We start from the raw sequence: 26427 nt of genomic DNA on the forward strand, positions 1-26427 counted from the left end.
ATCAACTTTTCTAAAATTATGCCTGCAATTTTTATCAAACGTGAAATTACATTAGTATAGTTTTTGATATTACTTTAACACAGTATTCACATAAAAAATAAATGAAGCCTATAATAAATGTCGAGTTGATTTCAATGAATGAGAATGCTTTGCTTGTGATCAATAGACATTCTAGATTTTCAAATTACACTGGGACAAAGAATCTGATCCCATGTATCACGCGTCTTATTTGTACATGAGACTGATCTGTTGTGCTAAATAGCTCGGACTATAAGGTGTTCCTTCTTGTAACCACCATGATAAGATACCAAGTGTTGAGGCAGCAATAGTCTCATTAGACACTTGGAACGATCTCCCTTTCATTTTTCGATCTTCTGCCCAAAAAATGACGATATCTAACAATATATCGAACACTCTTTTGCGAAAATCCTTGTTCTCCAGCATAACATTGTAGAGCCCTCTATTTCGATAAAAATGATCTAGAAAAGAGATAAGTTGGTCCCGGGGTGAGGGGTATCCTTTTTCATTTGATGGATTATCCTCGGATGGAGGCTTTAAAGTATTATACAACTCGTCAAGAACTTCATCGATCATTTGCTGTATTAAATCATCAATATCTTGATAGTGCAAGTAGAAAGTCGCACGGTTTAATTCAGCACGATCAGCAATTATTCGGACTGTTAAGTTGCTTTTATCATAATTTTCCTGGATTAATGAAATGAGTGCGTCTTTAAACATTCTCGTTGTACGTTTAATTCGGGGATCCATCTTTTTCTTCCCGTTGTTAGACATCCTATCAACCCTTCATCTATAATTTATAATTTTTACGACACTTATTCATCAAAGTGTTAATTAGTAAACACTTCTCTTAAAAGTGTAAATGGATATAATCATTATTCCCATGTTAGTATGTATTCATTGACACGATATCAATTAATCAACACTATGTCAATTAGTTTAAAAGATGAAAGGATCGAGTAATAGGTTATGGATCAATCGAATCAACAAATTAAAAAGGGGCTTCTTCTATTCGTCTTACTCTTTGGCTCATTTTTATCCATCTTAAATCAGACGATATTAAATGTTGCTTTACCAGATTTGATGAAGCAATTTGAGGTTTCTGCAACAACCATTCAATGGTTGTCAACTGGGTTTATGTTAGTGAACGGTATTTTAGTTCCAGTGACAGCCTTTTTAATGAAAAGATTTACTACTCGGCAACTATTCATCAGTTCAATGGCTTTGTTGTTAGTGGGAACTTTTATTAACGCCATTGCACCAAACTTCGCTTTTTTATTAACAGGACGGCTAATTCAAGCGGCAGGTGCCGGTATTATTATGCCTCTATTAATGATGGTTGTACTTGTAGTGTTTCCTGAGGAAGGCCGTGGAACTGCTATGGGATTAATTGGACTTGCAATGATATTTGCACCGGCAATTGGTCCAACTTTGGCAGGAGTTATTATTGAACATTTTTCGTGGCGCTGGTTATTTATCGGCATGTTCCCGCTTGTTGCCATCGTGGTTGCTTTAGCGTTCAAATATCTCGTAAATGTATCGGAAACATCTAAGTCAAAACTTGATATCATTAGTATCATTCTTTCAACAGCTGGGTTTGGTGGAATCCTTTATGGGTTTAGCATTGCTGGTGACAAAGGCTGGGGAAGTGCTTTGGTATTGAGTTATTTAGTTTGCGGTGCGATTTTTCTTATTCTCTTCTGCTGGCGTCAGCTTACCTCGACTGACCCATTGCTAAATTTACGAGTCTTCAAGGATCGAATGTTCACGATGACGACACTTATTCTTATTTTGAACACGATGGTTATGTATGCAGATATGATATTGCTTCCTATTTACCTACAGTCAAGCAGAGGATACACGGTCCTTGAAACCGGCTTATTGTTACTCCCAGGTGCATTATTAAATGCATTGATGTCACCCGTGACTGGCCGCTTATTCGATAGATTCGGTGCAAAACCACTAGCTCTTATAGGACTCATCTTTATTATTGCTGCATCATGGGGAGTTACCAATTTGAGTGAAACAACCAGTTACAGCTATTTGATGATAAGGACGATAATCTTACGCATTGGTATGTCTTTCCTGACAATGCCTATCACTGCTGCCGGACTGAATACCCTTCCGAAACACCTAAATACACACGGTTCAGCAGTTAGTAACACAGTTCGCCAAGTAGCGGGTGCAATCGGAACTGCACTGGTTGTAACGATTATGACAACTAAAACGAAAAGTCATGCTGCTAAGCTGATTCATTCTGCGGATATTCATTCCAAATCTCAACTGATTAAGGAATCTTCTATACTTGGCACGAGTGATGCTTACATGTTTACTGCCATTTTAGGTATCTTAGCATTTTTTGTAACTATATTTATGCCAAAAAGGAACGTGGGATCAAAGACAAAAACGGAGAGGCAGCACAATACCAAACCAGTTGAATGACGTTGACTTCAAAACTAGAAATCGAAAAAAATAAAAAAAGAAAACAGACAAATGAATGGAGGAATTTTTAATGAAACTTCAAAATAAAGTAGCAGTTGTAACAGGAGCAGCATCAGGTATGGGAAAGGCGATTGCAGAATTGTATGCGAAAGAAGGGGCTAAAGTCGTTGTAGCTGATCTTAACATTGAAGGTGCAAAAACGGTTGTAGCAGATATTACAAATAATGGTGGAACAGCTACAGCCATTCAAGTGAATGTGGCAAAATTAGAAGATATAGAAAACATGATTAATACAGCAGTAAATGAATATGGAACTTTAGATGTCCTTGTTAATAATGCGGGTATTATGGATGCATTTGAACCTGTTGGCGACATTAGTGATGAAAAATGGGATCTGTTATTTGATATTAATACTAAAGGTGTCATGCGTGCCATGCGTAAGGCGATACCTATCTTTTTAGAAAAAGAAAAAGGAATTATCATTAATATAGCATCAACCGGAGGATTAAATGGTGCTCATGCAGGTGCTGCTTACGTGGCATCAAAACATGCAGTTGTGGGAATTACAAAAAATACTGGCTATATGTACGCTCATAAAGGTATTCGTTGTAATGCCATTGCACCTGGTGGAGTAGAAACAAACATCGGTTCATCTATGAAAAATATTAATGAATTTGGTATTGGTCGTACAAAAGCGGTACAAAGTGTAATCCCAAGAACGGGTAAACCTGAAGAAATTGCACAAGTTGCCCTATTTTTAGCTTCAGATGAATCTAGTTTTGTAAATGGGACAGTAATCGTAGCCGATGCTGGCTGGACCGCTGCATTTTAATGGTTGGTGAAGTATTTCGTTATTTTGTCGACCAGTATCTTTTAAGATAAAAGAACGTAGAAAATAATGAAAGGCTGATCATTCGGCCTTTCCTCACTCAAATTATTTCCTTTCACTCCTTCTTGAGAGGTGATTTTAATATGATTTAAACTTCTAGATTAAGAAACTTCCTCATACTTATTAACTAATTGTTGAATAAGGAGGATCATGATGTATAATCATTATAAAACATACCAACCATATTTTAGACCATTTGATCCTTACTCGCCAATAAAGATCAAAACATCCTTCACCCCGCATAATTTATATATGGGGTATCAGCCGCCAAACCTTTCACGGTTAACTCCTGGTGAGGCGCAAAGATATACGACATTATGGAAACCATTATATAATCCTTATTACACTCCTTATGAACCAGCAACGAGAGGCAGTTGGAAATGGCAACCGTACCACGCACAAATGATGTTGCCTCACGAATTTTCTAGAAACCCTCTATTCGCTCGTATAGGAGATGAGTCCGCTCCACGTTTTCGTGTACCTGACCAAGGTATGTTACCTGAAACCGCCTATAAAAAAATCCACGATGAAATTGCTTTAGATGGCAATCCCAAACTAAATCTTGCAACATTCGTAACAACCTGGATGGAGCCTACCGCAGATCGCTTATATGCCGAATCATTCAACAAGAATTTGATTAATAAGGACGAATACCCTCATACAGCTGTGATAGAGGAGCGGTGTATACGAATATTAGCCGATCTTTGGAATTCGCCACACCCGCATAATACGATGGGTACTTCGACAATAGGATCTTCGGAAGCGTGTATGCTCGGGGGGCTGGCATTAAAGCGTCGCTGGCAAAACGAGCGCAAAAGACAAGGAAAGCCAATTGACCGGCCAAATATCGTATTTAGTTCCGCTGTTCAGGTTGTTTGGAAAAAATTCGCAAACTATTGGGACGTTGAACCTCGTTATGTGAACATTACCCCAGACCGTCCCGTTATGGATCCTGAAGGTGTACTCGCTGCTGTAGACGAAAACACAATTGGAGTAATGACAACTCTAGGGGTGACTTATACAGGCCTATATGAACCGGTTGCCGCAATATCAAAAGCCTTGGACGAGCTTCAGTCCAGAACGGGACTCGATATTCCAATACATGTAGACGCTGCTTCAGGAGGATTTATAGCACCATTCCTTCAGCCAGACATTATCTGGGATTTTCAGTTGGCCAGGGTGAAATCCATCAATGTTTCCGGACATAAATATGGATTAGTATACCCGGGCATTGGATGGATCGTTTGGCGTGAGGCTAAAGATCTCCCCAAGGATCTCATCTTTCATGTATCCTATTTAGGCGGGAACATGCCAACATTTGCTTTGAGTTTTACCCGTCCAAGCGCACAAGTACTCTTGCAATATTACAACTTTCTCCGTTTAGGAAAAGAAGGATACTATAAGGTACAAAAGGCTTCTCAATCAGTGGCACAATTCCTTAGTAAGGCAATTCATAATATGGAACCTTTTGAAATATTTACAGACGGATCGGATCTCCCAGTATTATCATGGAGGCTGAAAGAAGGATACACATCAAGCTGGAATCTATACGACTTGTCTAGTCAATTGCGCACATATGGCTGGCAAGTGCCGGCATATCCTTTACCCCCGAATATGGAAAATGTAACGATTATGCGTGTTGTAGTTCGAAACGGATTTTCCATGAACTTGGCTCAATTTTTCATGATGAATCTTATACAGGCCGTCTCATTTCTAGATTCCTTGAATAGGCCATTGCCACATGACACAAAATACGATATTGCATTTCACCATACTTGAAATGTTTATGTTGAGAGTTTGGGCTGACTTTTTATAGTCAGTCTTTTTTTGATAAAATAGAATCCATATTAACTGTGAGGTGTATAAATGATGGAAAATCTAATGTTTATTGAAACAGGGATGGGAATTGATGTTCATGGACAAAATATTACGAAAGCAGCCGTTCGTGCTATAAAGAATGCCATTCACTTTAATTCGATGCCAGGTATCCGATCTGTATTACCAGATAACAGCTTAGACAATATGGTCGTAAATGTAAAATTGGCCGTTCCTTGTGATAAGGAAAAACTGGATATTGATGCGGTAAAAGAGACTATCCCCTTTGGAAAAGTAACAGTGGAAGTAATGGACGGAGGTATGCTGACAACAAGCGGAATCGTTCTAGAAGAAAAAGGCGATAAAAATGATAAGATGTATATCGTTGTCGCATCCGTTGAGGTTGGCTATTAATGGATTTTAACTAATCATTTTTGTGGTTAACACCAATACATATTTACTCCTCTCTTTTTTACCAATTACCTAAAATTGGGCAGCCAAGGGTTTGGGCTGCCCTAAATATTTTCGTTAAAAGTAGTTCCTTTATTAATTTACCTAGTTTTCAACCAAACCATTTAATTTTACGAATATTGCAGCTTAATGACCATCTTTCCTTTTTTATCGAAAAATCCAGCTTTTCCATTCTTTCGGACATAGACAAAATCCCCAGAATAGATTGCCATACTATATTTTGGTTCAATTACAACTTTACCTTTATCATTAATAAATCCTGTTTTAAATGCGCCGTTTTGAATAGATTCAATTCGAGCCAGGCCGTTGCTGAATCTATCTAACATGGCATATTTAGGCTTTATTATTACTTTCCCATTTCCGTCGATCATTCCATATTTATTCTTAATGCCGACCCCAATTAGACCTTTACGTCCCATAGAAAATATCTCATTATATTTCGGTTTGACAATGATTTTCCCCTCTTTATTCATGATCCCCCACTTTTTATTATCATAAAAAAGGATATTGTTAGTAGAAGTGAGACTTACAAATTTATATACTGGCTTTACAATCATTCTTCCCTTATTATTCACAATCCCAGTTTTATTACCTACCATAACAAATGCAATTCCATTTCTGAACGGACTAATCCAATGATATTGAAATGGGATCACGGTCTTTCCTTTTTTATCAATGACACCATACTTTCCGTTCTTTTTGACAGGAACTAGAACATCTTTGAAGGAAGGGTAGGCAGCATGATAATAATCATAATCATCATCATCTATATCAAACTGGGGTTCTATCACTATTTTTCCTAAAGTATTTATGAATCCATATTTCTCATCTTTTTTCATTAGTGCTAAACCACTTTCGAAATTACTAATATAATCGTAGGAAGGTTCTATAATGATTTTTCCAGTTGTGTCAATAAGGCCGTTTTTACCGTTAACCGATACTTGAGCGGTCCCGTTGCGAAATGTACTTATCCGATCATAAATTGGTTTAACAATAAGCTTGCCTTTCTTATTAATAACTCCATACTTCTCATCTTGTTTGATGACAAAAACTCCCTCGGAAGACTCTGCAATTTCTGCATAAGTTGGCTTCAAAACGACTTTTCCTTTAGGATTGATCAGACCATATTTATCATTCATTCTAATAATAGACAGACCCTCATGGAAATAGTTGATTTCATCATAGGTTGGCGGCACAATCACTTTTCCATTTAGACTGGCCAATCCTACTTTTTGTCCCTTTTTAATATAAAGAATATTTTTATTCTCTAAATCATTTTCAATATCATCATATTTTGGTTTAATAATTACCTTCTCTTTGTTACTAATTAAACCTGCCTTCCCATTCTTTTGAAAAAAGAATATATCTTTTGATATAGGAAAAACGATTTCATATTTAGGTTTAATAACTACTTTACCTTTCTGATCCATTAACCCATATTTATTATTCTCTTTAATAGAAACTAATCCATAGGAAAATTCTTTTCCTAAAATAATTTTTTTGCCTGCCGCTAATGAAGTAGTTTGTATTGAAGATAAAAAAAGAATAAAAACTAGTAAAAAACTAATTCCAAACTTTAAAGCTTTACCCATAAACGTTCCTCCTTTTTTAGTTAAATTTTCCATTTACCAATTATAGCATATTTAATAAGTATTTATAATAGTATTACAAATCTGGATGATAGAAGAAGATGATGGCAGTGATAAAGTATATTGTCACCAATATAATCTAATGGAGAGTTGTGTATTTCGTGAAGATCTGAATTATTTTCTTTAGCAATCCCTAATAAAACTAAGAAAGAAGTTCATTACAGCTCCAAAGCTCTTCTAATGTTTGTCATACTGTTTTTTACTTTGGACCTTTTACTAGATAGTTCAAACTAATGTAAAGGATTGGGAATATCTAAATTTCTACGGCGTGAGTCATATGTTCTTCTCTCACTTTTGCGATTCTTTCAAACATAATATTAAATTACTATGGATATAAAGGTATTTACAGATATGTAAGGAAACTACAGGAATGTTACACTTCATTCGCTGATAGCATAGAGGTCAGTTACATTGTCTTCGCCAGTTTATAACTATAACTAAGAGCCTCCCACTCAGAAAAGGCTCCCTACTCACTGTTACATTTTATTTATCTCTTCTGTCAAGTAATGAACAGCTCTCCACATGCGTAGTGTACTAAGTATAGACAACTAATAATTGAGCAGTGAAATTCACCTTACCATTGTTCCTTTTGCTATACAATCTAATTTTCAAATTGCTTTCTCTTACGATTGCAGTAGGATTTAAATGATTTACAAGACTTTGAATTATTTTTTTTGAGCTTCGTCAGCCCTTGGATTGATAATCCGGTAGATATTAAATCACTATATATATAGTAACTTAGATAAAAAAAAATCTGTTTAAATATGCAATTCTATTTATCATTATCTAGTTCTTTTTTCAAGCTTTGCTAATGCATCTATTGCAACATTCACCATCATCTCAATGCCAATTGGAATAGCCTTTTCATTCAGTTTAAATTGAGGATCATGAAGCGGCTTTTGCGGCTCTTCAGTGTCAATTGCCGTACCTAGCCAGTAATAGGCACCCGGATAATGTAATAAGAACCGTGAAAAATCTTCACCACCTAACGAAGGCGCTACATTAGGCGCGGCTTCATGACCGAATGTAGCAACAACAGTTTCTTTCACTAAATCGGCCCATTCCGGTGTATTCATTGTAACGGGATAACCATCTAAATAGTCGATATCCGCTTGAGCATTGAAGGATTCGGCTACACCTTTCACAATAGAGAAAAAGCGGTCTTTTACTTTCTCTTTCGTTGTTTTTTTTAAGGTGCGAACCGTTCCTTCTAGCGTCACTTCATCAGCTACGACATTATAACGATATCCCCCTTCTATTCGTCCAATCGTTATTACAGCTGGATCTAGAGGGTCGATATTCCGGCTGACAATCGTTTGAAGGCTTGTAATGACCTGGTTAGCGACAATAATAGCATCTGTCGTTTGATGTGGCATACTCGCATGCCCACCCGATCCTTTAATGACGATTTTAAATCGATCGGATGCACCCATCATTTCGTTTTGCCGCACACCAATCTTCCCAACAGGTAAATCCGGCCATACATGCTGTGCAAAAATAGCATCGGGTACATCTTCCGCAAATACACCGTCTTTTATCATTTGCGCGGCTCCCCCGATTGGCGCTAACTCTTCAGCTGGTTGAAATACAAGCAACACCTTACCAGGTAATTCATCTTTTAACTGTTGTAAAATATAGCCCACACCTAAAAGCATCGCTGTGTGAGAATCATGCCCGCATGCATGCATCTTTCCTTCAATCTTCGAAACGAACTCATGCTCATTCCGTTCTTGAATTGGCAATGCATCAATATCAGCACGTAAGGCAACGGTTCCTCCAGGTTTTCCTCCTTTAATGACACCAAGGACTCCTGTTTTCGCAAAGCCTGTTTTAAAAGGGATACCATATTCCTCTAATTTCGCTTGAATCTTTTTAGATGTTTCATATTCTTCACCGCTTAGCTCCGGATACTGATGAAGATCCCTTCGAAACCCTACAATTTCATTAATCAATGCATCTGTCAGCCATTCTTTAATACTTTTGCTTATTACATTGTTCATTTCTATCACCTTTTCTATTTTTCTCTTTAGTTGGCTCTTTAACCGTTACAAAGGCAAAGCCCCCATACGCTTAATACAAAAATGGAGGCTTTACTACATCACGTTAATACACGTCGTGCAATTCGATTTAATAGGGATACACTTCGAGGAAGAACCTCTTCTTGAATATCAAACTTTGGATGATGGTGTGGTGCAGGAATATCAGTACCGATTATCATATAGGTTCCTTTCCCACCGTTTTCTTGAACACGTCGAATCATAAAACTTGCATCTTCACTTCCAAGCGAACCAGAATCGTTAACTTCTTTCAGTGAGGAAAAACCTTCAACTTGTTTAGCCTCTTCTACGGCCAAGCGAACAAGCTCTATGTCGCAATTAACTGGTATCGCTTGTCCGATGACTTCAATTTTATGCTCGAGCCCATGCATTTCTGCACTATGTTTAACAATGGTTCTAACACGTTCTTCCAACTCTCTATTTACTTCCTCTGAAATGGAACGAGTTTCAATTAGCATTTTTGCGGTTTCAGGGATAATATTAAGAGCGGTTCCCCCTTCAAGTACACCGACATTCACTCGTGTTTCACCCGAGCTAAAACGAGGGATCGCGTGTATGTTGAGCAAGGCTGTAGCTGCACCTACTAAGGCATTTCGCCCCTTTTCTGGAGAAGCTCCTGCATGAGAAGCCACACCGATAAACGTTGCAGACATTTTTGTCGTCGCTAAGAATCCGGACGATCCACCATAGAATTCTCCTAAAGGGACATTTGTACCTAAATGCTGGCTGAAAAAATAGTCAACATCATCCAAGATTCCTTTTTGGACAACAGCATATGCTCCTCGAACACCCTCTTCTGCAGGCTGAAAAATCAATTTAACTGTCCCTGAAAAGTTTCGATCTGATAGTTTTTCAGCAAGACCTAATCCTATTGCCGTGTGCCCGTCATGACCACATGCATGCATATTCCCTTCATATTTCGAACAAAATCCTTCTGCTTGTGGAAAGTGATCCCCATCCGTGCTTTCTGTAACAGGCAAGGCATCCATGTCAAATCGAAAGGCCATAGTAGGACCATCTTCCTTGCCTTTTAATATACCAACAACCGCAGTATATCCGCCTTTCATTTTTTCAATAATGTCCGCATTTGCACCATTTTGCAATGCTCTCTTAAAAGCCTTATCAAGTTCATTTTTGGACGGTAAACCGCTACGGGAATCACCGTCCATCGCATCTTTTCCGTAAATGACGTCATACCCAAATGCTGTTAATAATTCAACCACCTTAGAGGCAGTTCGAAATTCCGTAAACCCAACCTCTGGATGCTGATGTAAATCTCTTCTTAATGAAACTATATCCAATATACTCATTCCTTTATTTATTATTACTCTTTTCATAAATCAAGAAAGATTCTAAAAAATTTCGATAAAGAATGCCACGGAAATACTTCCGAAGAAAAGTGCATTTTTTCTTCTTTTTCAAATAGATAATATTAATGTACTCTTGGGAAAACTCCCGGACCGATTGGAAGACCAAGGAAATACCAAACTACTAATAATAGAGTCCAAGCAATAAAGATAACAATGGGATACGGTAGTATTAAAGAATAATAAGTTCCGAGCTTTGCGTCTTTTTTGTACTCCTGTAAATAGCCAAGAAATAACGGCACAAACGGAGAGACAATCGCTACCGGAAGAACAGATGAGTCTGCAATCCTAAATACGATTTGGGCAAAAGCAGGATGGTAACCTAGCATCATAAACATTGGAATAAACACTGGCGCAAGTACAGACCAAATAGCTGACCCACTGGCAATAAACATACTTAAAAGCCCCGATAAAAACATTAAACCGATAAAAACTGGTGCACCTGTCATATTTAATTTTTCCAATAAATCCGTAATTGATATTGCAATAAATTTACCGGTATTACTCCAGTTAAAAAACGCAACAAATTGTGAAAGAGGAAAAATCATGACTATGAATCCAGCCATATTTTTCATTGGATCCGTTAATAACTTAGGAATATCATTTTGATTTTTAATAACTCCCACTTTTATCCCATACGTTAAGGCAACCGTAAAAAAGAAGAACATGATAATTGGAACAATACCAGACATAAACGGGGACGGTATAACGCTTCCTGTTTCCGGATCCCTAAGAAGTGCGCCTTTAGGAACCACTAAAAGTGCTACAACTGCGATAAATATTACCGCTACGATTCCTGTTAACCGTAGTGCTTTATTTTGTTGATCGGTTAATTTTTCTAATTTCACGTTATCTTCTTGTTTATATTTGCCTAATCTTGGTTCTACAAATTTATCTGTTACTAGAGCAATTATCACTGTAAGCAGAATAACAGAGAACCCCATGAAAAACCAATTGTCTACCACGCTGACACTGATGTTTGAATTGATGGATGTTGAAACTTCTGAACTTATTCCCGATAACAATACATCAGTAGTTACAATAAGTAGGTTTGCTGTAAACCCCGATCCTACCCCTGCAATTGCAGCAAGCAAACCAGCAATAGGATTACGACCGACAGCACGGAAAATGAGTGCTCCGAGTGGAGGCATAATAACGAATGCAGCATCGGACGAAACATGACTAAAAAACGCAACAAATACTACGAGATAACTTGCATATTTAGCCGAAACTTTTAACGACATTTTGCGAATTACAGTTTCAAGTAACCCTACTTTTTCTGCTAGACCTAATGCAAGTACAAGGGCTAAAATATACCCTAGGGGTAAGAAAGTTGAGAAATTTTTGATAACATTAGGTAAAATCCATTGAATTCCTTCTGCACTTAATAGATTTTTAACGAAAACTTGTTCATTATTTGTTGGATCTGTAACTGAAACATGGAATATCGATAGTACAGCGGTTGCTATACACAAAATAAAAATCAAATAAATAAACAATAAAAATGGATGTGGGATTTTATTCCCTACACGCTCCACCCATTTAAAAAAACCTCTCTGTCCTTCATTATTTGTCTTTAAACGCTTTGCAAGTTCTGCCATATAACTCCTCCTATTGCTCTTTTATCGCTTAATCTGTTTTCTTAAAACGGAACTACTTCCAAACACTATTGTAAAACAGCCTTTTTCCATCCTCACTAGATTGGATCCTGCGGACAATCGTTCAATCAATGAAGGCGCTTTCCAAATTAAGTTTTTTGTATTTAACTGTTTTAAATGTGTTATTGAGAAACTAAATAAAGAAAAATCAGTTGGCGTTTCTCATTTTTTTATTTAACGAATAACTAGCGAATTTTTCGTTAATTTGATTATATTCGTATAAATCTTTTGTTTCAATAGAATTTTGAAAATTTTCTACTAAAAAAAACGACATCCATTATTTGGTGTCGTTATTTTAACTTATATACTTTTCGAGGCCGTCCGCGAGATCCAGGAATTTCTTCGCCAATACACTCAGCCAGACCATTCTCATACAAACCGTTCATAATCCGCTGAACATTACGGACGGTCATATTTAATCGAGCAGCCAACTCTGCCGTTGTAAATCCTTCCCATCCCATACTGCTAGTCAATGCTTCTATTTTCTTATAGGTTTTAATACTAATGTTAGCGTTTTTTAATTTATCGATTAGTTCTTTATCATCGGAGCGGTACGAATAGGTTAATTCCTCCTTCTGTCCAATCGATTCAACGATTATACCATCTTCTTGAACAGCAACAATGTGATCGTCTTCTTTTTCCTTCGAATGCTGAATTGCTTTACGAGCATTAATTTCAGCCGAAAAGGCGGTTTCTCCAAATCCAATTCCAACGCGAACGGGTAGATCAGTCTCCAGAGTCAACTGTTTAACAGTATTGTAGAGTCTATCGATTTCCCTTTCAATTGCACCGCGAGTGCTAAAAATTTGATAGCGCCCATTTCCATTTTCTAAAAGTGACCCATCTAACCTCTCGCAAAGCTGAAGTAAGTTTTGTTTTATTCTTAGCTCCATTTGTTGAAGATGATATCTGGCTTCAGTTTTATCCACAATTTGATCAAATTGACTAATCTCTATTATTTCAACTCCAATTTGACTTTCCTTGAAATAAGAACTTTTCACTTTACCAACAACAATCTTCATTGCTTGTCTAATCTCCATTTTCGTGACACGAATACGATAAACGGGAATCTTCTCTTTTTTCAAGGCTTGATAAACAGAATTTAAGCCCGTTAAGACCCCATTTATTTTTCCGTCTCTCCATAATTGAAGATGAAATTGTGTTATTGCATTAGAATCATAGTCTTCATCAAATGTCTTCACGAATATATTTTCAGTTGAAATATCCAACTCTTGCAGCGATTCTAGTAAATCTCGTTCTTCAGGTTGAATCATATCGATAGAAATCTTGTTGGCAAATTGTTTTTGTTCAAAAAACAGTTGGATAATACTTTTGTAGAGGCTTGCCCCTATAAGCGGACAATAGACAATATCGGCATTTTTACCCAAAATCTTTTTCGCCAATGTATAAGGAATCGGACCTGAAAAAAACCAGCCATCTACTTCTCCTTGATGATTTGTTACGATTTCTTTTACTTCTCCAACATCATCATATGGAAAAGTGATAAATGTTATCTCATGTTCAAATTCATTAGCAACTTCTAGAATTCGCTCAATAGATTGGATCGGACCTACTACCCCAATACGATTCATTATTTTCCCCACTCCTCAAACGTAGCATTTTCAATAGTTTATTTTTATTATACTTTTATATAACAGAGGAAAGCTCGAACAAACGGCGCCAGACCTATCATTATCTATAAGTTCTTTCTTAATATTTTAGCAGTTAAGAAAATAAAATGCTGAAATTACATTTTTAAATCATAATGTAGAGGATTCCACAAATTCAATATTTATCTTATACCATTGAAGAAGTATGGTGATTTGAGAGAACTTTAATACATTTTTTTCTATACCATTTTTTATCAATACTAGATAAAAAAAATTAAGAGAGTAATTACGAAAATTTATGAGTGGTTTTGAAAGGTTTTTTATCAATAAATGTTCATTTTAGGATTAAATTTTTTGAATAACCAAAATAACCCCCTGCTAAAACACCTGACTTAATTCCACGTTTTCCTATTTAGGTTATATAAAGATTTGCTACACCCCCCATTTTGAATGACTTTTAATATCCCAGTCACAATTTACAAAAAGCTTTTGCTTTATTAAAACTAATGGCTTTGTTAAACGTTATTGTTGATATTTGATAATTACGAACGGACGTTCTATAATAAGGGTAATATCACTGTTCGGAGATGATTTGCCCATGGATTTAAAAGAACTAAAAAAGCTTGCTGATACGTTAGACGATACTGGTAAACGAGAACTTATCTACTTTTTGCAGTCACGAACCAAGGGAGTTGCGGTTCCTCTTCGAGCGATTGATGAAATTCAAGAGCAGAAGCATAAAGATGGGCTTGTTTGCCCGCATTGCAAAAACCATTCTGTCGTGCGATTTGGAAAGTACGATGTAAAAACCCGTTCAGGAATAGTCAAACGTCAACGCTATCGTTGTAAGTCGTGCCGTCAAACGTTTAACGATCTTACGAATACCCCGTTACAGCGGACAAGAAGACCCCATCTTTGGATTAAATTCATGGAATACATGATTGAGAGCTATTCATTAAGGAATTGTGCCGAGAAGATGTTTGGCGAGGTTACACATGTAACCTTGTTTTACTGGCGGCATAAGATTCTCTCTGCTCTAAAGCAGATTCCAACTGAAGCATTTCAAGATATTGTAGAAATAGATGAAACTTATTTCTTGTTCTCTGAAAAAGGTAGACGGAACATCACCGAACGCAAGCCACGTAAACGTGGTGGCAAAGCAAAATATCGTGGTATAAGCCATGATCAAGTGTGCGTACTGGTTGCCCGTGACCGACAAAAAATGACGTACTCTGGCGTTCTTGGACGTGGGCGAATTCGAACAACGAAATTGGATGAAGCGATTGGTGGTCATTTATCCGACTCAAATGTGCTATGCACTGATTCATGGAGGGCATTCAGTTCCTATGCAAAAACCAAAGGCTTAGAACATTATCGATTCAAGTCCGATGGGAAACTGCGAGTAAAAGGCGTGTACCATATCCAAAACGTCAATAGCTACCATAGCCGCTTGAAGAAATGGATGGATCGCTTTAATGGTGTTGCAACGAAGTATTTACAGCATTATTTGGCTTGGTTTCGTTATTTAGACAGCAAGGAATATGAGAATACCACATCGAATAAGAAAAATATGTTGGTCAAATCATGCCTGTTTACTGTGACCGACACAAATACCAAACTTCGGCTTTCTGCTTATTTTTGTTAAGCTAACTGGCAGTTTATTGGAATAATTTTAGTGTACATTGCAGGTAAAAGATGGATTATTGGCGAAATCATTCACATCATAAATTAAGGAGTGTATACCATTGCCACTTACTGAAAGGAAAGTAATGGATTCGAAAAATGGGTTAGAATTGCAAGATTTAAGGAACGAAAAGATTCATATGGTTTGTTTTAAGGAGTCAGACTTTCACGGTATTGATATGCGATATACATCATTTGCTCACACAAACTTTGTAAATTCAAATTGGGAACATATTTACTTCTCAAATGTGCATATCAATATGATTCAGATGGGCGGAACCATATTCGAAAATATTGTTAGACCAAATGCCGAAAGAAGTCAGTTATCCGAAGAGCCTGGAACCGACGGGTGGGTTAATGTTGAGCCAGTAATTTTCAAAAACAGTGATTTAAGTACCGCCATATTTGATGCATGTAATCTTTCAAAAGTCGAACTTAGAAATTGTAATATTGAGGGATTAAGTATTGATGGAATTCTAGTAAAAGATTTGTTAGAACGTTATAAGGATAACATTTAGTTCACTTAATACGACGGGTACGATAGCTCAATGAACCGCCTTTTCAACCAAGGCGGTTTTCTTATGGTCCAATATCAACATTAGAATTAACATAGCCAAACTAATAAAAAACCTACAAAGGAAAAATCCTAATGTAGGTTTTTGTTTTAGTATTTGTTTAGTTCTTGAATAGGTGTTTGAATGATTACTGGCTTCTTTTTAGGATCCAACCACTTCAAAATTTTTACGACATTTGTTTGAGAGGTTGCTGTACATCCAAGCGTATAACTACTTCCAATATGGAAAAAGATAGCACTGCCTTTGTATGGCACACGTTTGGTGTTGTAGTTGATGACAAAACCATAAGTGTATGCTGAGATATTCATATTTTCAGCACTCTTCCATTGGCCTTTTGTTTTCTTTCGAGATTGCCAAGTATTATAAAGTTTAGATGTAGGATCATCCACCCAAACATCATCACTCGTAATTTTACGGTATAGCATCTTTGTTCCCGGATTTTTATATCGACCAAATGCTGTGCTGATTGTAAACTTCCCAATCGGAGCTCTTTTTGCACCTTCACTCATATTTGAGGCAGAAGCAAATCCATTTTTACCAATATATCCTTTTGTGGTTAAAACAGAAACCCATTGTCCTTTTGAATTTTTCTCAAAGGTACGAATTTCAGCAATAGAGGTATTTTTCCCGTTAGAAGTCACAAGAATTAATTGCTTGTTGCTTCCAACTGTTTTTAATCCTGCTGCTAAATTCTTTGGAGCTGCTGGTTTTTTCGTTGTTAAATACTTACTAGAAGCCCAACCTGTTTTACTTCCGACTGTTACTTTATCCCAAGAACCAGTAGTTTGTGTAACCTTTACAGCATGATTCTTCTTAACTGTTGTGACAACCTTGAACTTGGTGCTTGGACCGCTACGAACGTTCAATACACTTGCTGTAACATATTTTGTTTTGCTCGTTGCAGCTTTAGAAGGTTTAGCAATATAAAGTCCTGCAAATACAACGAAAATTGCAACAAAGGTTGCAAATACCTTTTTCATCAACTTCTTCTCCTTGCTTTAAAGTACTAAGACTTGCATTTTTTAATCACGCCTTTATTATAAGTCAATTTTATCTATCAATCTATTTCCTATGATATTTTGGTAAGAACGATGTATTAAAATAGGAAATGTTGGTAATTCATTAAATCAGTTTACTCTTTCATGTCCATAAAAGTAGTTCAAACTTAATCCTATATCCGTAAGTAAAAAATAGTCCCCACCTTTATAGCAAATGGGGACTTTAAGAATTCTTTATGTAATCTGTTAAAAACTATGCAAGGTGTAGCTGTGCCTTGCACGCCCGAGTAGTACATATGAAAGATTATATATTATTAAACAAAAGGAGGATATATGTGAGTACAACAGACCTGCCAAAACCAAGTACTATTAAGAGACTATTTGCTGTTTCTAGAAAAAATTGTGCATTCCCTAAGTGCCCTAATAAACTAGTTGAAGGGAAAAAAGTTACAGGGGGAATTTGTCATATAAAAGCTCGTTCAGAAGGAAGCCCCAGATATGACTCCAATCAAATTCATGAAAAGAGACGAGGATTTGATAATCTTATCCTTATGTGTCCAATACATCTTGACAAAATAGATAGTGATGAGAAATCGTACACAGTTGAAAGGTAACTTGCATAAATGAAAAGCCATGAGGAAGCAAATGAGCCGCTGAATGAAGATGATATTAGTATGGAAACGGTTAACCAGTTAGTAGTTAATATGAATGTTGAAACAAAAATACAGATTCTAAACGAATATCAAAATAATGGTCAGCTTGCAAATATAATTGTAAATTACATTATTCCTGATTTACCAGTTAAAAGTAAAAAAATAAGCAGCCGTATATTGCTTACAAACATAGAAAACAATGTTAATGAATTAAAAGCACGGCAAGAAGAAGCACGAGGAATTGTTACATCATCTATCCACATAACCTCTAAACGGGAACAATTATATGAAGATATTTCGGATTATTTGAATATAAATGATTCCGCTACTTTATTAACATTTTATGAAAATTTAGCTTCTTTTAATGATTTTCTAAAGAATGCTGAAGACTATTTTCAAAATAATAATATTCGAAAAGGTATACCGATGTTAGATTATAGTGTAAATAAAATAAGTAGAACCTACGAAGGACAATTACATACAATTTTTGATAATAACTTAGATTCTTTAATAGAAAGGTTAAGGGTCTTAGCTACGTAAAATCAAACTCAATATAAGAGGATTGATATAAATTTAATTAATAAATATATATATAAGATAGATAATTTATTGAAGATTAACCTTAATTCCTGACTTGATGAATATTTTACAATCATATTTGAATAATAGAGAAATAAACTAGGAAGGAGTAAACATACATTTGACTAAAAATAAACTTATTATTTTATTTATTGGATTATCTTTCTTTCTCAGTGGGTGGCAATCCGTTAAAGCATCCCAACAAAAGAGTATAGAAAAAGACTATTATGACCTGGGTTTTAAGTCCGTTTCGAATGCAATACAGGAAACAGAATCTTATTATAAAACAAACTTAGATTTACCAAAAAAATTACCGCCACTGGATTTTACGCACTCTTTCGGAAGATTTAATGAAGAAAATGAGAGTCTTGAAATTGAATACTTAAATGAGGAAAAACATTTTAAGTATATTATAAATGTCATTCCTGCTAAAGAAAGGGGGAAATTACTTTCAAGTACAGATGCAATAATCCCTCTAAAAGACGGAACAGAAGCTTATTATACAACATCGGGGATAAATGGAAGGGATTTAATTACTTTTATGTTTGAAAAAAATAATTGGATTTATATATTAAGTATTGAGGAAGACCTAATAGACAAGCCTTTGCCAACGCTAGTAGGAATTGCAAACTCATTATAAATCTAATGCACTACAAATAAAAATCCCCCAATAAGCTGTTCGTTTTAACTTATAAACAACTTATTGGGGGAGATATTAAATTGGATTATAGATTAACCTTCGTATTTACCTTAATCTATAAAAGTCAGACAAAGAATTTGTGTGAAGTTGGTACCAACCTTCAGTAGCATTGTTTGTTCTAGATTCCCAGAAGACATCATATTTCCCTCCTGGACTTTTTAAACCACTAAATATCATTGTAGCATAGAAATCGGAATCCACATTTCATGTATGTTCAGTCTTACCTATAGCAGGGTGGTAAATCTCCCAAAAAGTATGTGCTTTTTGTCCTTTATGAATCCCACGTTGATTAACTGTTACATAAAGTGTAGTGTCACCCGAACCTAGGTATACCCTTGCCTGACCCCAGTCACCAACCCTATCGGGTCTCAAAGTCCATCGTGGAGAGTCGTATGCTGCTGCAAAAGTTGTTGCAGAAAAGCCTAAAACAAAAATCGAAACAAGAAGTAAAGAAAATCCCTTTTTAATCTTTTGATTTTTCCTCCCTATTGGTTATTTGTATAGATTTGAAGATTAATTCCTAATAAACTAAAACATAAACTAAACAAATAGTCTTTCAGTCAACTAACGAAATTTTTTTGATAAATAAGGTCTTTTGTTATCTGTTGTAAACGGATTTTCGACAGCATGAACAACCAAATTAGTTAAAGATTGAACTCCTTCCGGAAGATTCATAGAGAGTTTAATAATTCCCCTTAAATCTGCAGATACAAACTTAACATCCGATTTTATTTGTGATGCTAGTATAGATTTTTAAAGAGGAGAAAAAGAGAACATGCCTAGTTGTAATATTCTGAAGATGAGTTTAAGTGTGTACTTATTTGTGAGATTTTCAACCCCAAATTATAAATTCCCTAATAAAAATAATCTTAACACTGTACGTTCTATATGTTTTACTACTGCACTTAATTCAAGACCTAGTTAATGACCGACGATAATCAATCCTTATAATATTTTTTTATTATCTAACAAATCTTGAGCCTTCCCATTGTCGGAAAGGCTCTTTACTCACTGATATATCTCTTATTGTTCTTTCCTTACAAGTAGTGAACAGCACTCCACATGTCCAGAATGTATGTTGCAACACATAGGATGCTGATGGGATATACAATTCTTTTAAAACAAAGCTAATAATTTCAAATGGCTCGATGTCTCTCCACATGAGTGCGTGTGCAAATAACACATTAAAATTCTTTAAGGTAAAACAGCTTAACTATATCTGTCTTAACAAAAATTCACACACTTTACTCGAACTAAGCCTAGCCGCTACAAAAGGGGGCTGGACCCCTCTGGCGCCTTCGAGCGGAAGTCCCAGCCACAAAACTTTCTCGTCAATCATCACAAACGGAAATGGAAAGCTCTCTTCTAGCCAGTCATCGTAATTACTATACTTTTGATTGGAAATAACGGTCAATTTTATTCGTTTTTCTCTATCAAATAACTGCTTGGTCCATTCTTCGGATAACTTGGTTCCCTCTGGCAAGGATATGATAATCGATGATTTTGCCGATCTCAAGTCTTGAAAAACAGCTTCCACTTTTCGTGCATGAATCCATCTTAATTTTGATTGTTGGTTTCGAATCCATGAACCAATTTCTTTTGTTGTAACCGTTTGTTTGTTTCTGACTTGATGGTCAACAAGTTGCCGCAACGTTTTTCCTTTATAAATGTGCTTTTCGATAAAACTTCTGTTGCTGACGTGAAGAAATTTTCCTTTCGTTCTCGTAATGGCTACGTTGATCAAACGTTCACTTTCCTTGCCGTTTATTAGCATACCAGCCCGATCTTGCGGGGCACTATCGACCGTATCAAATATCATCACATCACGTTCACTCCCCTGGAATCGGTGGACAGTGGCTGCAATAATATCCGCCCCGCTGCGCTCTTTCTCATATATCTCTTCAAGAAGCAGTTCCATAAGATTCGCCTGAGCACGGTATGGTGTCACATACCCGATTGATTTAGCACCACCCATATATGCTTCATGAATCAATTGAAAAGACAGCAATAGCTGCCATAGATTGAATCTGGAATTGGTGGTTCTATCGCTTACACAATGTAAGCCCGTGAAACTGGTATCTAAAAGTACAGCAGCTTGCTCCTTAAAAGGAGCAAGGCTTGTGATGCTATTTCTGCTTTTATTAACACTTTCGTGATCTCCAACCAGTGAATGATAGATGTACCGGTTGGTAAAAGCTGAAATATCAGGGTGCATCCTACGCTGTTCTTTTAATAAAAAAAGCTGAGGGTGAAGTTTCCTTTCATTCAACCATTCCACTACACCTGCCTTATGGAACACATCCTCTTTCAGCCATTTGGTAACAAGCGGATCCCGGCTTGAAGCAATCGGAGGCAATTGCTTGAAGTCACCGCAAATAATGACTCGCTTTCCTAGGCTTGCGGCAAAAGCTGCCTGTGGTACATAAGCCATACTTGCTTCATCGAGGATGACGATGTCATAATCCGGGTCATAAACAGCACTGTCACTAGCCGCCTTTGCCAGCGTCGTTCCGACAATGAACGCATCTTTTATTAATTGAACTTCTTTCTTCCGGACTTTTTCCAGTATCCTAGCAATCTTTGTTTCTAGTTCCAGCAGATGATCCGAATCTCGTTTACTGAAAGAATGGGCCAAGTCTTGCTTTAAGTGGCGTCGTTCTTCAACTAGTCTCTCTCTATCCTGGGCAAGGAGCGGGTCCTGCTTTTCAATAAGCAGATTTGTGGTAATATCGTGATTTGCAGATAGCGTTTCCCCGATGTTCCCTCCGTAGCGGAGCACATCCCCTTCTCTGAATCTTTTTTTCCTTTTTATAAAATCAGTCATTTCACTCATCAACACATCAACAGCTTGATTGCTATGCGATAAAATCAGCACTTTCTTCTTCTGGAAATATTTGTTAGCTGCAGTTCTGGCCAAAGTGTATGTCTTTCCGGTACCCGGTGGCCCCCAGACAAACGTGGCAGGATTGTATTTAGATCTCAAAATCAATTCATGGACATTACTCTTGATCTTTTCCTCGGGATGTTTTGTTTCCATGGAAGGATTCATCAATCTCTTCACTCGCAGCCGCTTTTGTTTGCTTTTTTTGATTTCATCCAACCGCTCTATTAATTGTTCAAGCAGTTCCCAAGGGTCATGCAGCAGATAAGCATCCGGGATGAGATCACCAAAGTTCTGTTCTAATTCAAGAATAACTCCCCTGCCTTCAGAGGAAAGCACCTTTCCACTACTTTTCATCGTTCCCCATTCTAATTTTATGAAGGAACCAACTGGTATCCTTAATGAGATAGCTGTATCAAAATAGTAGCTATAGGTGCCGTCGTTCGATAACAGTCTTCCATTTGTTACAGAATAGCGGCTGCCACCAAACTTTTTTAGGTGATTAATCTCTTGTTGCAGTGCTTGCTGCCATTCTTTGATATACGTTTTGGTTGTTGTCATTTGCTTCCCCTTGTTATTTACTAAAAAGAGCCAGTGACCTACAGTAACATGTCGAAAAGATATTGACAAGTTCCAGAAAGTTACAGGCACTTATTTTATTTTAAAATTATTTACGTGATGGATTCCACAAGGCTTGGTTGGTAGTAGTAGATCAAAAGCATAGGGACGGTTCTTTTGCAAAAGAACTGTCCCTATGCTCTATATATAATAATAGGGGGCAAGGTACCTGTCCCTATACAGTCATTTTCCAATTTGAAAAAGCTAACCAGTTTTCTTTTTCCTTATAGTCAGGCATGATTTTTCCAACCATGCGCCAGAAGGATCGATCGTGGTTGAGGTGGATCATGTGACACATTTCGTGAACGATTACGTAGTCAATGACCTCCTGTGGTGCCATAGCTAGCCGCCAATTAAATGTTAATTGGCGGTTTGAATCACAGGTTCCCCATGTTTTTGTACTATCAGTGATACGTATGGAACGTGGTTTTGTTTTGAAGTGGCATTGATAGGTAGAGATACTCTTCCGCACTATAGCCTTGGTCTGCTGGAAATAAAATCTTTTCAATGATTGCTTTATCTTCTCATTTTCAAGCTGCTTCACGTAGATAAGGAGCCTATCTCCCTCAAACACGACATGGTCTTGGGTAATACTATGATCTTCTATAATCTTTATCGGATAGGGCTTGCCTAAATAAAGAAAGCTCTCCTCATTCTCATAGACCTTTTCCTGTGGACCTTGCAGTCTATCCTTCGCTTCTTTTAATTTTTGCTGAATAAGTTCCCAATTCGTTTCTAATATGTGCAACACCTTTTCATCAGGTGTCTTTTTCGGAGCTTGGACTTCAATATTTCCATAGTTATCGATGGTAATTCCTATGGAGGTTCTGTTTTTGTACCTGATTTCAAAACGAATGGTCGCACCTGCGTAAGTATGTATCATGTCATCACCAAGAATTCTTAAAGAGCATCATCCCCTGTATTTGATCGCTAATCCTTTTAAGAAGTTTCTAGCGAAATTATCTCCACACTCTTTATAATTCTTATGTCCTTCTTTTCTTAATAAAGCCCCTAGTTCTCCTTTTGATACCCTCAATCCTGCATTATCGAAAATATCCAATATATCATCAGTCGTTAAAGCCAATGCTATTTTGACTTTCTTTAACAGAAGATTATTCACGTTTCCACTCGTCTTTAACGGAGATTCTGGTGGATTAGGCTGTCCAGGCTTCGGCTCTTGTTTTCCTCTTTTATAAATAATAAGACCATTTAGAAACGAGTCTAACATACTGTGTGTACATTTGATTTGATCCTCATTCTCATAATCATCTTCATTGTATGTCTTTGTAAGTATCTTGACCACCTCTGGTACTGATACCTCTACTCCCCCATGTTTAAAAATCTCCGCCATCTCTTTATTTTTTAATTCCAATGCATATCTTAATCGAATTAATATATCGTTATTATCCATTATTAGACCTCCTATTTATAAAAAATTCCTATTATTTGTGCCATTGAGAAATAGAAATGACCTTTTAATCTTGAACACTAAAACCTCTCAGTTTATTTTGACATAAAAAACGTAAAAAATAAATTTATCATTAATTGAACATATCAACTATGAAAAATCAAAATGAGGAAAGACGTTGTGTATGAAATACAACTACGATCGTCTTAACGTAGCTCATAAAAAATCATAAATTTAATTGCAAAGAAAGAAGCAGGTTCCCAATAATGGTTAAAACCTGCTTACCCCTTTTACATTTACAGTTACTACTTGAAGACACTATTTCGCTTTTAATTTCCCAAGATTTTTCTTATGAAACCCCTTCACAATTAACCAAAATGCCAAACTCATTTCATAAACACCTACTGGTAAAGCAATAAGTCCTTTTACAGCAGAATATGGTTCTACTAGACCAAACATTTCTAGTAAACCAGCTATGAATACCATCACAGCGGTAATCATACCAAATAGTGCTAACAGCTTTGGCACGATAGCTGTTCGAAAAAGTAAATAACTATATAAAACTGTATTTAAACCTAACATGAAATTCGGACCTAACTGAGAAGTCCAACGATAAAGAGACTGTAACATGAAACCTATAGCTGAAAGATTCTCTTCATTTGTAAAGTCCCCTGTTTCATATTGTATACTAATACTTAATAAACCTAATATACTCACTATTCCTATTGCAATAAAAACAGCCTCCATAAATCGAAAACAAAGATACCCTAATGCTATGTGTTCATTCCAACGACGAAGATAAGGAAAAAGCATAACTGCTGTTCCAATTGCCATCACTACGAGTAATAGGTCATTGATAGCACCAAGCAAAACGTTCGTTTCATGTCCATTTATGACCGTCATATACCATTGATCTGATAAAACTGGTTTATATAAGACAACCGCTATTATAGAAGTAACGGCCGCAACAATATAAAATACTCCTATTATAATCCCATTCACTCGGTCTCGTGTCATTTTTTTACCCCCTTGAAATAATTACTTTTAGAACTTCATATGTTAGACTAATTAGAAAATAAAAAAATATTTGATGTAAGGTGATACGATGGAACATTATGAAGTAATAGAAAAGGCTTTAATCAATATTGAAAATAATTTAGAACGTCCGCTATCATTGGATTCTGTTGCCAATAGCTTCAACATCTCTAAATACTATTTTCATAGACTTTTTTCTGCAATGATGGGTTGTTCATTAAACCAGTACATACTATCCAGGAGGTTAAATTCATCCGTAAAATTAATTCAAAATGAAAACCTATCACTAACAGATATTGCGTATCAACTAAACTTTGGAACTCCATCATCTTTCACCCGCGCTTTCAAACGCCAATACGGTATAGCGCCAAGCTCACTCAGAGAAAAAAATGTGACGGTACCTCTTGCACCAATACCATTAGTCGTTAAAAGACCCATAAAAAACATCAATGGTGATATTGTCACTGATTTCACCCTTACAGAATTCGAAGCAATTCAAGTATGCGGCATTGCCTTTGAAGTCGATCTAGCAACAGACGATTACAAGACAAAGATTCGCTCTCATTCCAAAATGCTGTTAAACAACATCGATGAAACCATCAGCGGTTCATGTTACGTCATCTATTCTAATTGCCAACCAAATTCAACTCGTTTCAAAGTTTTATTTGGGATTCCACATGATTTGCAGATTGATAAGCCCTATTACTTTAACATTGATGTACCACAACTCTTTTGTGCCAGATTCAGATACTTTGGTGATTTACTCGACATAGGAGATGTCCTCGTCACTGACTTTGCCAGATTTTTAAAAATCTCCAAGCAGGAACCCGAGAATTCACATATTGAACTTATTCAAGTTTTTAAAAACATTCACACGCTTGATTCTGACTATCACATATACGTACCAATCAAAAAACTGCCCATAGATTCAGATGTTTAATGGAACTTTTTTTATTTTAAACTCCTCCATTCTCATTAAAAAATTTATTATTACTGATAAAAAGATAACATCATGGTCTTAATAAAACTTTCCAAATCTTGCTGTAATTCGTACTGGTAACCAGAGGCATATTCTGCAATGTAAAAAGGCACCTCATTTGAGCTGCCATAGGTCAACTAATACACTTAATTTCAGTTCATCAAATTGAGAATGCGCATTTTTTAATCCTTAACCAATTTAAATAAATGATTAGTTAAGGAAAATGTAAGATTTATTTTATGAACACAAGAACAAAAGCGCAAGCGCCGCAGCTCTAGCGTACGGATTTCGTAGTCTTCGACTGAGATAAAGGAAACACGGTGAGGTAGTTCACGAGCCGAT

At 36.4% G+C, this 26427-nt stretch carries 22 protein-coding genes; 10 read left to right on the forward strand and 12 right to left on the reverse strand.

Annotated features, from left to right (window positions below; translation table 11 throughout):
- Positions 1-225 precede the first annotated feature (225 nt).
- A complete protein-coding gene (locus tag ACQKP0_RS00410) occupies positions 226-792 on the reverse strand; it encodes a TetR/AcrR family transcriptional regulator (protein ID WP_427403834.1) in 567 nt (188 codons plus the stop codon).
- 195 nt (positions 793-987) lie between these two features.
- Here ACQKP0_RS00410 and ACQKP0_RS00415 point away from each other — a divergent pair, with 195 nt between their 5' ends.
- The 4 genes from ACQKP0_RS00415 (at position 988) to ACQKP0_RS00430 (ending at position 5578) form a co-directional block, all read left to right on the forward strand.
- Positions 988-2460, forward strand: a complete 1473-nt coding sequence (locus ACQKP0_RS00415) for a DHA2 family efflux MFS transporter permease subunit (RefSeq protein WP_427403835.1) — start codon at positions 988-990, stop codon at positions 2458-2460.
- A gap of 70 nt (positions 2461-2530) precedes the next feature.
- Positions 2531-3292 (forward strand): SDR family oxidoreductase, encoded by a 762-nt coding sequence (locus tag ACQKP0_RS00420; protein ID WP_427403836.1) that lies wholly within the window; start codon positions 2531-2533, stop codon positions 3290-3292.
- Between the two features lie 459 nt (positions 3293-3751).
- Positions 3752-5128 (forward strand): glutamate decarboxylase, encoded by a 1377-nt coding sequence (locus tag ACQKP0_RS00425; RefSeq protein WP_427404156.1) that lies wholly within the window; start codon positions 3752-3754, stop codon positions 5126-5128.
- A 90-nt stretch (positions 5129-5218) separates the two neighbouring features.
- Positions 5219-5578 carry a Lin0512 family protein gene (locus ACQKP0_RS00430; protein ID WP_427403837.1) on the forward strand — a complete coding sequence of 120 codons (360 nt, stop codon included), beginning with the start codon at positions 5219-5221 and terminating at the stop codon, positions 5576-5578.
- Between the two features lie 167 nt (positions 5579-5745).
- Here ACQKP0_RS00430 and ACQKP0_RS00435 read toward each other — a convergent pair whose 3' ends face one another.
- The 5 genes from ACQKP0_RS00435 to ACQKP0_RS00455 form a co-directional block, all read right to left on the reverse strand.
- Positions 5746-7227, reverse strand: coding sequence for a WG repeat-containing protein (locus ACQKP0_RS00435; RefSeq protein WP_427403838.1), 1482 nt, complete (start codon positions 7225-7227; stop codon positions 5746-5748).
- Between the two features lie 839 nt (positions 7228-8066).
- Complete coding sequence (locus tag ACQKP0_RS00440; RefSeq protein ID WP_427403839.1) at positions 8067-9284, reverse strand: M20 metallopeptidase family protein; 1218 nt, start codon at positions 9282-9284, stop codon at positions 8067-8069.
- Between the two features lie 98 nt (positions 9285-9382).
- Positions 9383-10645 (reverse strand): amidohydrolase, encoded by a 1263-nt coding sequence (locus ACQKP0_RS00445; protein ID WP_427404157.1) that lies wholly within the window; start codon positions 10643-10645, stop codon positions 9383-9385.
- Between the two features lie 128 nt (positions 10646-10773).
- The gene (locus ACQKP0_RS00450) at positions 10774-12309 is read right to left on the reverse strand and encodes an AbgT family transporter (RefSeq protein WP_427403840.1); all 1536 of its coding nucleotides are present in this window, start codon (positions 12307-12309) and stop codon (positions 10774-10776) included.
- Between the two features lie 347 nt (positions 12310-12656).
- Positions 12657-13958, reverse strand: a complete 1302-nt coding sequence (locus tag ACQKP0_RS00455) for a hypothetical protein (protein ID WP_427403841.1) — start codon at positions 13956-13958, stop codon at positions 12657-12659.
- Between the two features lie 616 nt (positions 13959-14574).
- Between ACQKP0_RS00455 and ACQKP0_RS00460 the strand changes: the two genes are divergently transcribed.
- Both ACQKP0_RS00460 and ACQKP0_RS00465 read left to right on the forward strand, forming a co-directional pair.
- Entirely contained in the window at positions 14575-15621 is a 1047-nt protein-coding gene (locus ACQKP0_RS00460) for an IS1595 family transposase (RefSeq protein ID WP_427403842.1), read from the forward strand.
- Positions 15622-15721: 100 nt separating this feature from the next.
- The gene (locus ACQKP0_RS00465; protein ID WP_427403843.1) at positions 15722-16177 is read left to right on the forward strand and encodes a pentapeptide repeat-containing protein; all 456 of its coding nucleotides are present in this window, start codon (positions 15722-15724) and stop codon (positions 16175-16177) included.
- Between the two features lie 146 nt (positions 16178-16323).
- Here the strand turns inward: ACQKP0_RS00465 and ACQKP0_RS00470 are convergent, their stop codons facing one another.
- On the reverse strand, positions 16324-17214 hold the full coding sequence (locus tag ACQKP0_RS00470) for an SH3 domain-containing protein (RefSeq protein ID WP_427403844.1): 891 nt from the start codon (positions 17212-17214) through the stop codon (positions 16324-16326).
- Between the two features lie 353 nt (positions 17215-17567).
- On the opposite strand from ACQKP0_RS00470, the gene ACQKP0_RS00475 reads away from it, so the two are divergent.
- The 3 genes from ACQKP0_RS00475 (at position 17568) to ACQKP0_RS00485 (ending at position 19104) form a co-directional block, all read left to right on the forward strand.
- Positions 17568-17846 (forward strand): hypothetical protein, encoded by a 279-nt coding sequence (locus tag ACQKP0_RS00475; RefSeq protein WP_427403845.1) that lies wholly within the window; start codon positions 17568-17570, stop codon positions 17844-17846.
- A 9-nt stretch (positions 17847-17855) separates the two neighbouring features.
- Positions 17856-18425: a hypothetical protein gene (locus ACQKP0_RS00480; protein WP_427403846.1), complete on the forward strand. Its 570-nt coding sequence runs from the start codon at positions 17856-17858 to the stop codon at positions 18423-18425.
- 160 nt (positions 18426-18585) lie between these two features.
- Positions 18586-19104, forward strand: a complete 519-nt coding sequence (locus tag ACQKP0_RS00485; protein WP_427403847.1) for a hypothetical protein — start codon at positions 18586-18588, stop codon at positions 19102-19104.
- Positions 19105-19368: 264 nt separating this feature from the next.
- On the opposite strand, the gene ACQKP0_RS00490 is transcribed toward ACQKP0_RS00485, so the two are convergent.
- From ACQKP0_RS00490 to ACQKP0_RS00510, 5 genes are all read right to left on the reverse strand, one after another.
- Positions 19369-19536, reverse strand: a complete 168-nt coding sequence (locus ACQKP0_RS00490; RefSeq protein WP_427403848.1) for a hypothetical protein — start codon at positions 19534-19536, stop codon at positions 19369-19371.
- An 841-nt stretch (positions 19537-20377) separates the two neighbouring features.
- On the reverse strand, positions 20378-22606 hold the full coding sequence (locus ACQKP0_RS00495; RefSeq protein WP_427403849.1) for an AAA domain-containing protein: 2229 nt from the start codon (positions 22604-22606) through the stop codon (positions 20378-20380).
- A 232-nt stretch (positions 22607-22838) separates the two neighbouring features.
- Positions 22839-23546, reverse strand: coding sequence for a M48 family metallopeptidase (locus ACQKP0_RS00500; protein ID WP_427403850.1), 708 nt, complete (start codon positions 23544-23546; stop codon positions 22839-22841).
- 27 nt (positions 23547-23573) lie between these two features.
- Positions 23574-24074 carry a DUF1456 family protein gene (locus tag ACQKP0_RS00505; RefSeq protein ID WP_427403851.1) on the reverse strand — a complete coding sequence of 167 codons (501 nt, stop codon included), beginning with the start codon at positions 24072-24074 and terminating at the stop codon, positions 23574-23576.
- Positions 24075-24389: 315 nt separating this feature from the next.
- On the reverse strand, positions 24390-25088 hold the full coding sequence (locus ACQKP0_RS00510; protein ID WP_427403852.1) for a DUF4386 domain-containing protein: 699 nt from the start codon (positions 25086-25088) through the stop codon (positions 24390-24392).
- A gap of 88 nt (positions 25089-25176) precedes the next feature.
- Here ACQKP0_RS00510 and ACQKP0_RS00515 point away from each other — a divergent pair, with 88 nt between their 5' ends.
- Positions 25177-26046 carry a helix-turn-helix transcriptional regulator gene (locus ACQKP0_RS00515; protein WP_427403853.1) on the forward strand — a complete coding sequence of 290 codons (870 nt, stop codon included), beginning with the start codon at positions 25177-25179 and terminating at the stop codon, positions 26044-26046.
- Positions 26047-26427: the final 381 nt, after the last annotated feature.

Origin of the sequence: Heyndrickxia sp. NPDC080065, from assembly GCF_050281185.1 — a bacterium.
GTDB lineage: Bacteria > Bacillota > Bacilli > Bacillales > Bacillaceae_C > Heyndrickxia.

What these genes read in the sequence shown, in the direction of transcription:
- ACQKP0_RS00410 (WP_427403834.1), bottom strand. Translation starts at nt 792, where the DNA reads ATGTCTAACAACGGGAAGAAAAAGATGGATCCCCGAATTAAACGTACA.
- ACQKP0_RS00415 (WP_427403835.1), top strand. Translation starts at nt 988, where the DNA reads ATGGATCAATCGAATCAACAAATTAAAAAGGGGCTTCTTCTATTCGTC.
- ACQKP0_RS00420 (WP_427403836.1), top strand. Translation starts at nt 2,531, where the DNA reads ATGAAACTTCAAAATAAAGTAGCAGTTGTAACAGGAGCAGCATCAGGT.
- ACQKP0_RS00425 (WP_427404156.1), top strand. Translation starts at nt 3,752, where the DNA reads ATGATGTTGCCTCACGAATTTTCTAGAAACCCTCTATTCGCTCGTATA.
- ACQKP0_RS00430 (WP_427403837.1), top strand. Translation starts at nt 5,219, where the DNA reads ATGGAAAATCTAATGTTTATTGAAACAGGGATGGGAATTGATGTTCAT.
- ACQKP0_RS00435 (WP_427403838.1), bottom strand. Translation starts at nt 7,227, where the DNA reads ATGGGTAAAGCTTTAAAGTTTGGAATTAGTTTTTTACTAGTTTTTATT.
- ACQKP0_RS00440 (WP_427403839.1), bottom strand. Translation starts at nt 9,284, where the DNA reads ATGAACAATGTAATAAGCAAAAGTATTAAAGAATGGCTGACAGATGCA.
- ACQKP0_RS00450 (WP_427403840.1), bottom strand. Translation starts at nt 12,309, where the DNA reads ATGGCAGAACTTGCAAAGCGTTTAAAGACAAATAATGAAGGACAGAGA.
- ACQKP0_RS00455 (WP_427403841.1), bottom strand. Translation starts at nt 13,958, where the DNA reads ATGAATCGTATTGGGGTAGTAGGTCCGATCCAATCTATTGAGCGAATT.
- ACQKP0_RS00460 (WP_427403842.1), top strand. Translation starts at nt 14,575, where the DNA reads ATGGATTTAAAAGAACTAAAAAAGCTTGCTGATACGTTAGACGATACT.
- ACQKP0_RS00470 (WP_427403844.1), bottom strand. Translation starts at nt 17,214, where the DNA reads ATGAAAAAGGTATTTGCAACCTTTGTTGCAATTTTCGTTGTATTTGCA.
- ACQKP0_RS00480 (WP_427403846.1), top strand. Translation starts at nt 17,856, where the DNA reads ATGAAAAGCCATGAGGAAGCAAATGAGCCGCTGAATGAAGATGATATT.
- ACQKP0_RS00495 (WP_427403849.1), bottom strand. Translation starts at nt 22,606, where the DNA reads ATGACAACAACCAAAACGTATATCAAAGAATGGCAGCAAGCACTGCAA.
- ACQKP0_RS00500 (WP_427403850.1), bottom strand. Translation starts at nt 23,546, where the DNA reads ATGATACATACTTACGCAGGTGCGACCATTCGTTTTGAAATCAGGTAC.
- ACQKP0_RS00505 (WP_427403851.1), bottom strand. Translation starts at nt 24,074, where the DNA reads ATGGATAATAACGATATATTAATTCGATTAAGATATGCATTGGAATTA.
- ACQKP0_RS00510 (WP_427403852.1), bottom strand. Translation starts at nt 25,088, where the DNA reads ATGACACGAGACCGAGTGAATGGGATTATAATAGGAGTATTTTATATT.
- ACQKP0_RS00515 (WP_427403853.1), top strand. Translation starts at nt 25,177, where the DNA reads ATGGAACATTATGAAGTAATAGAAAAGGCTTTAATCAATATTGAAAAT.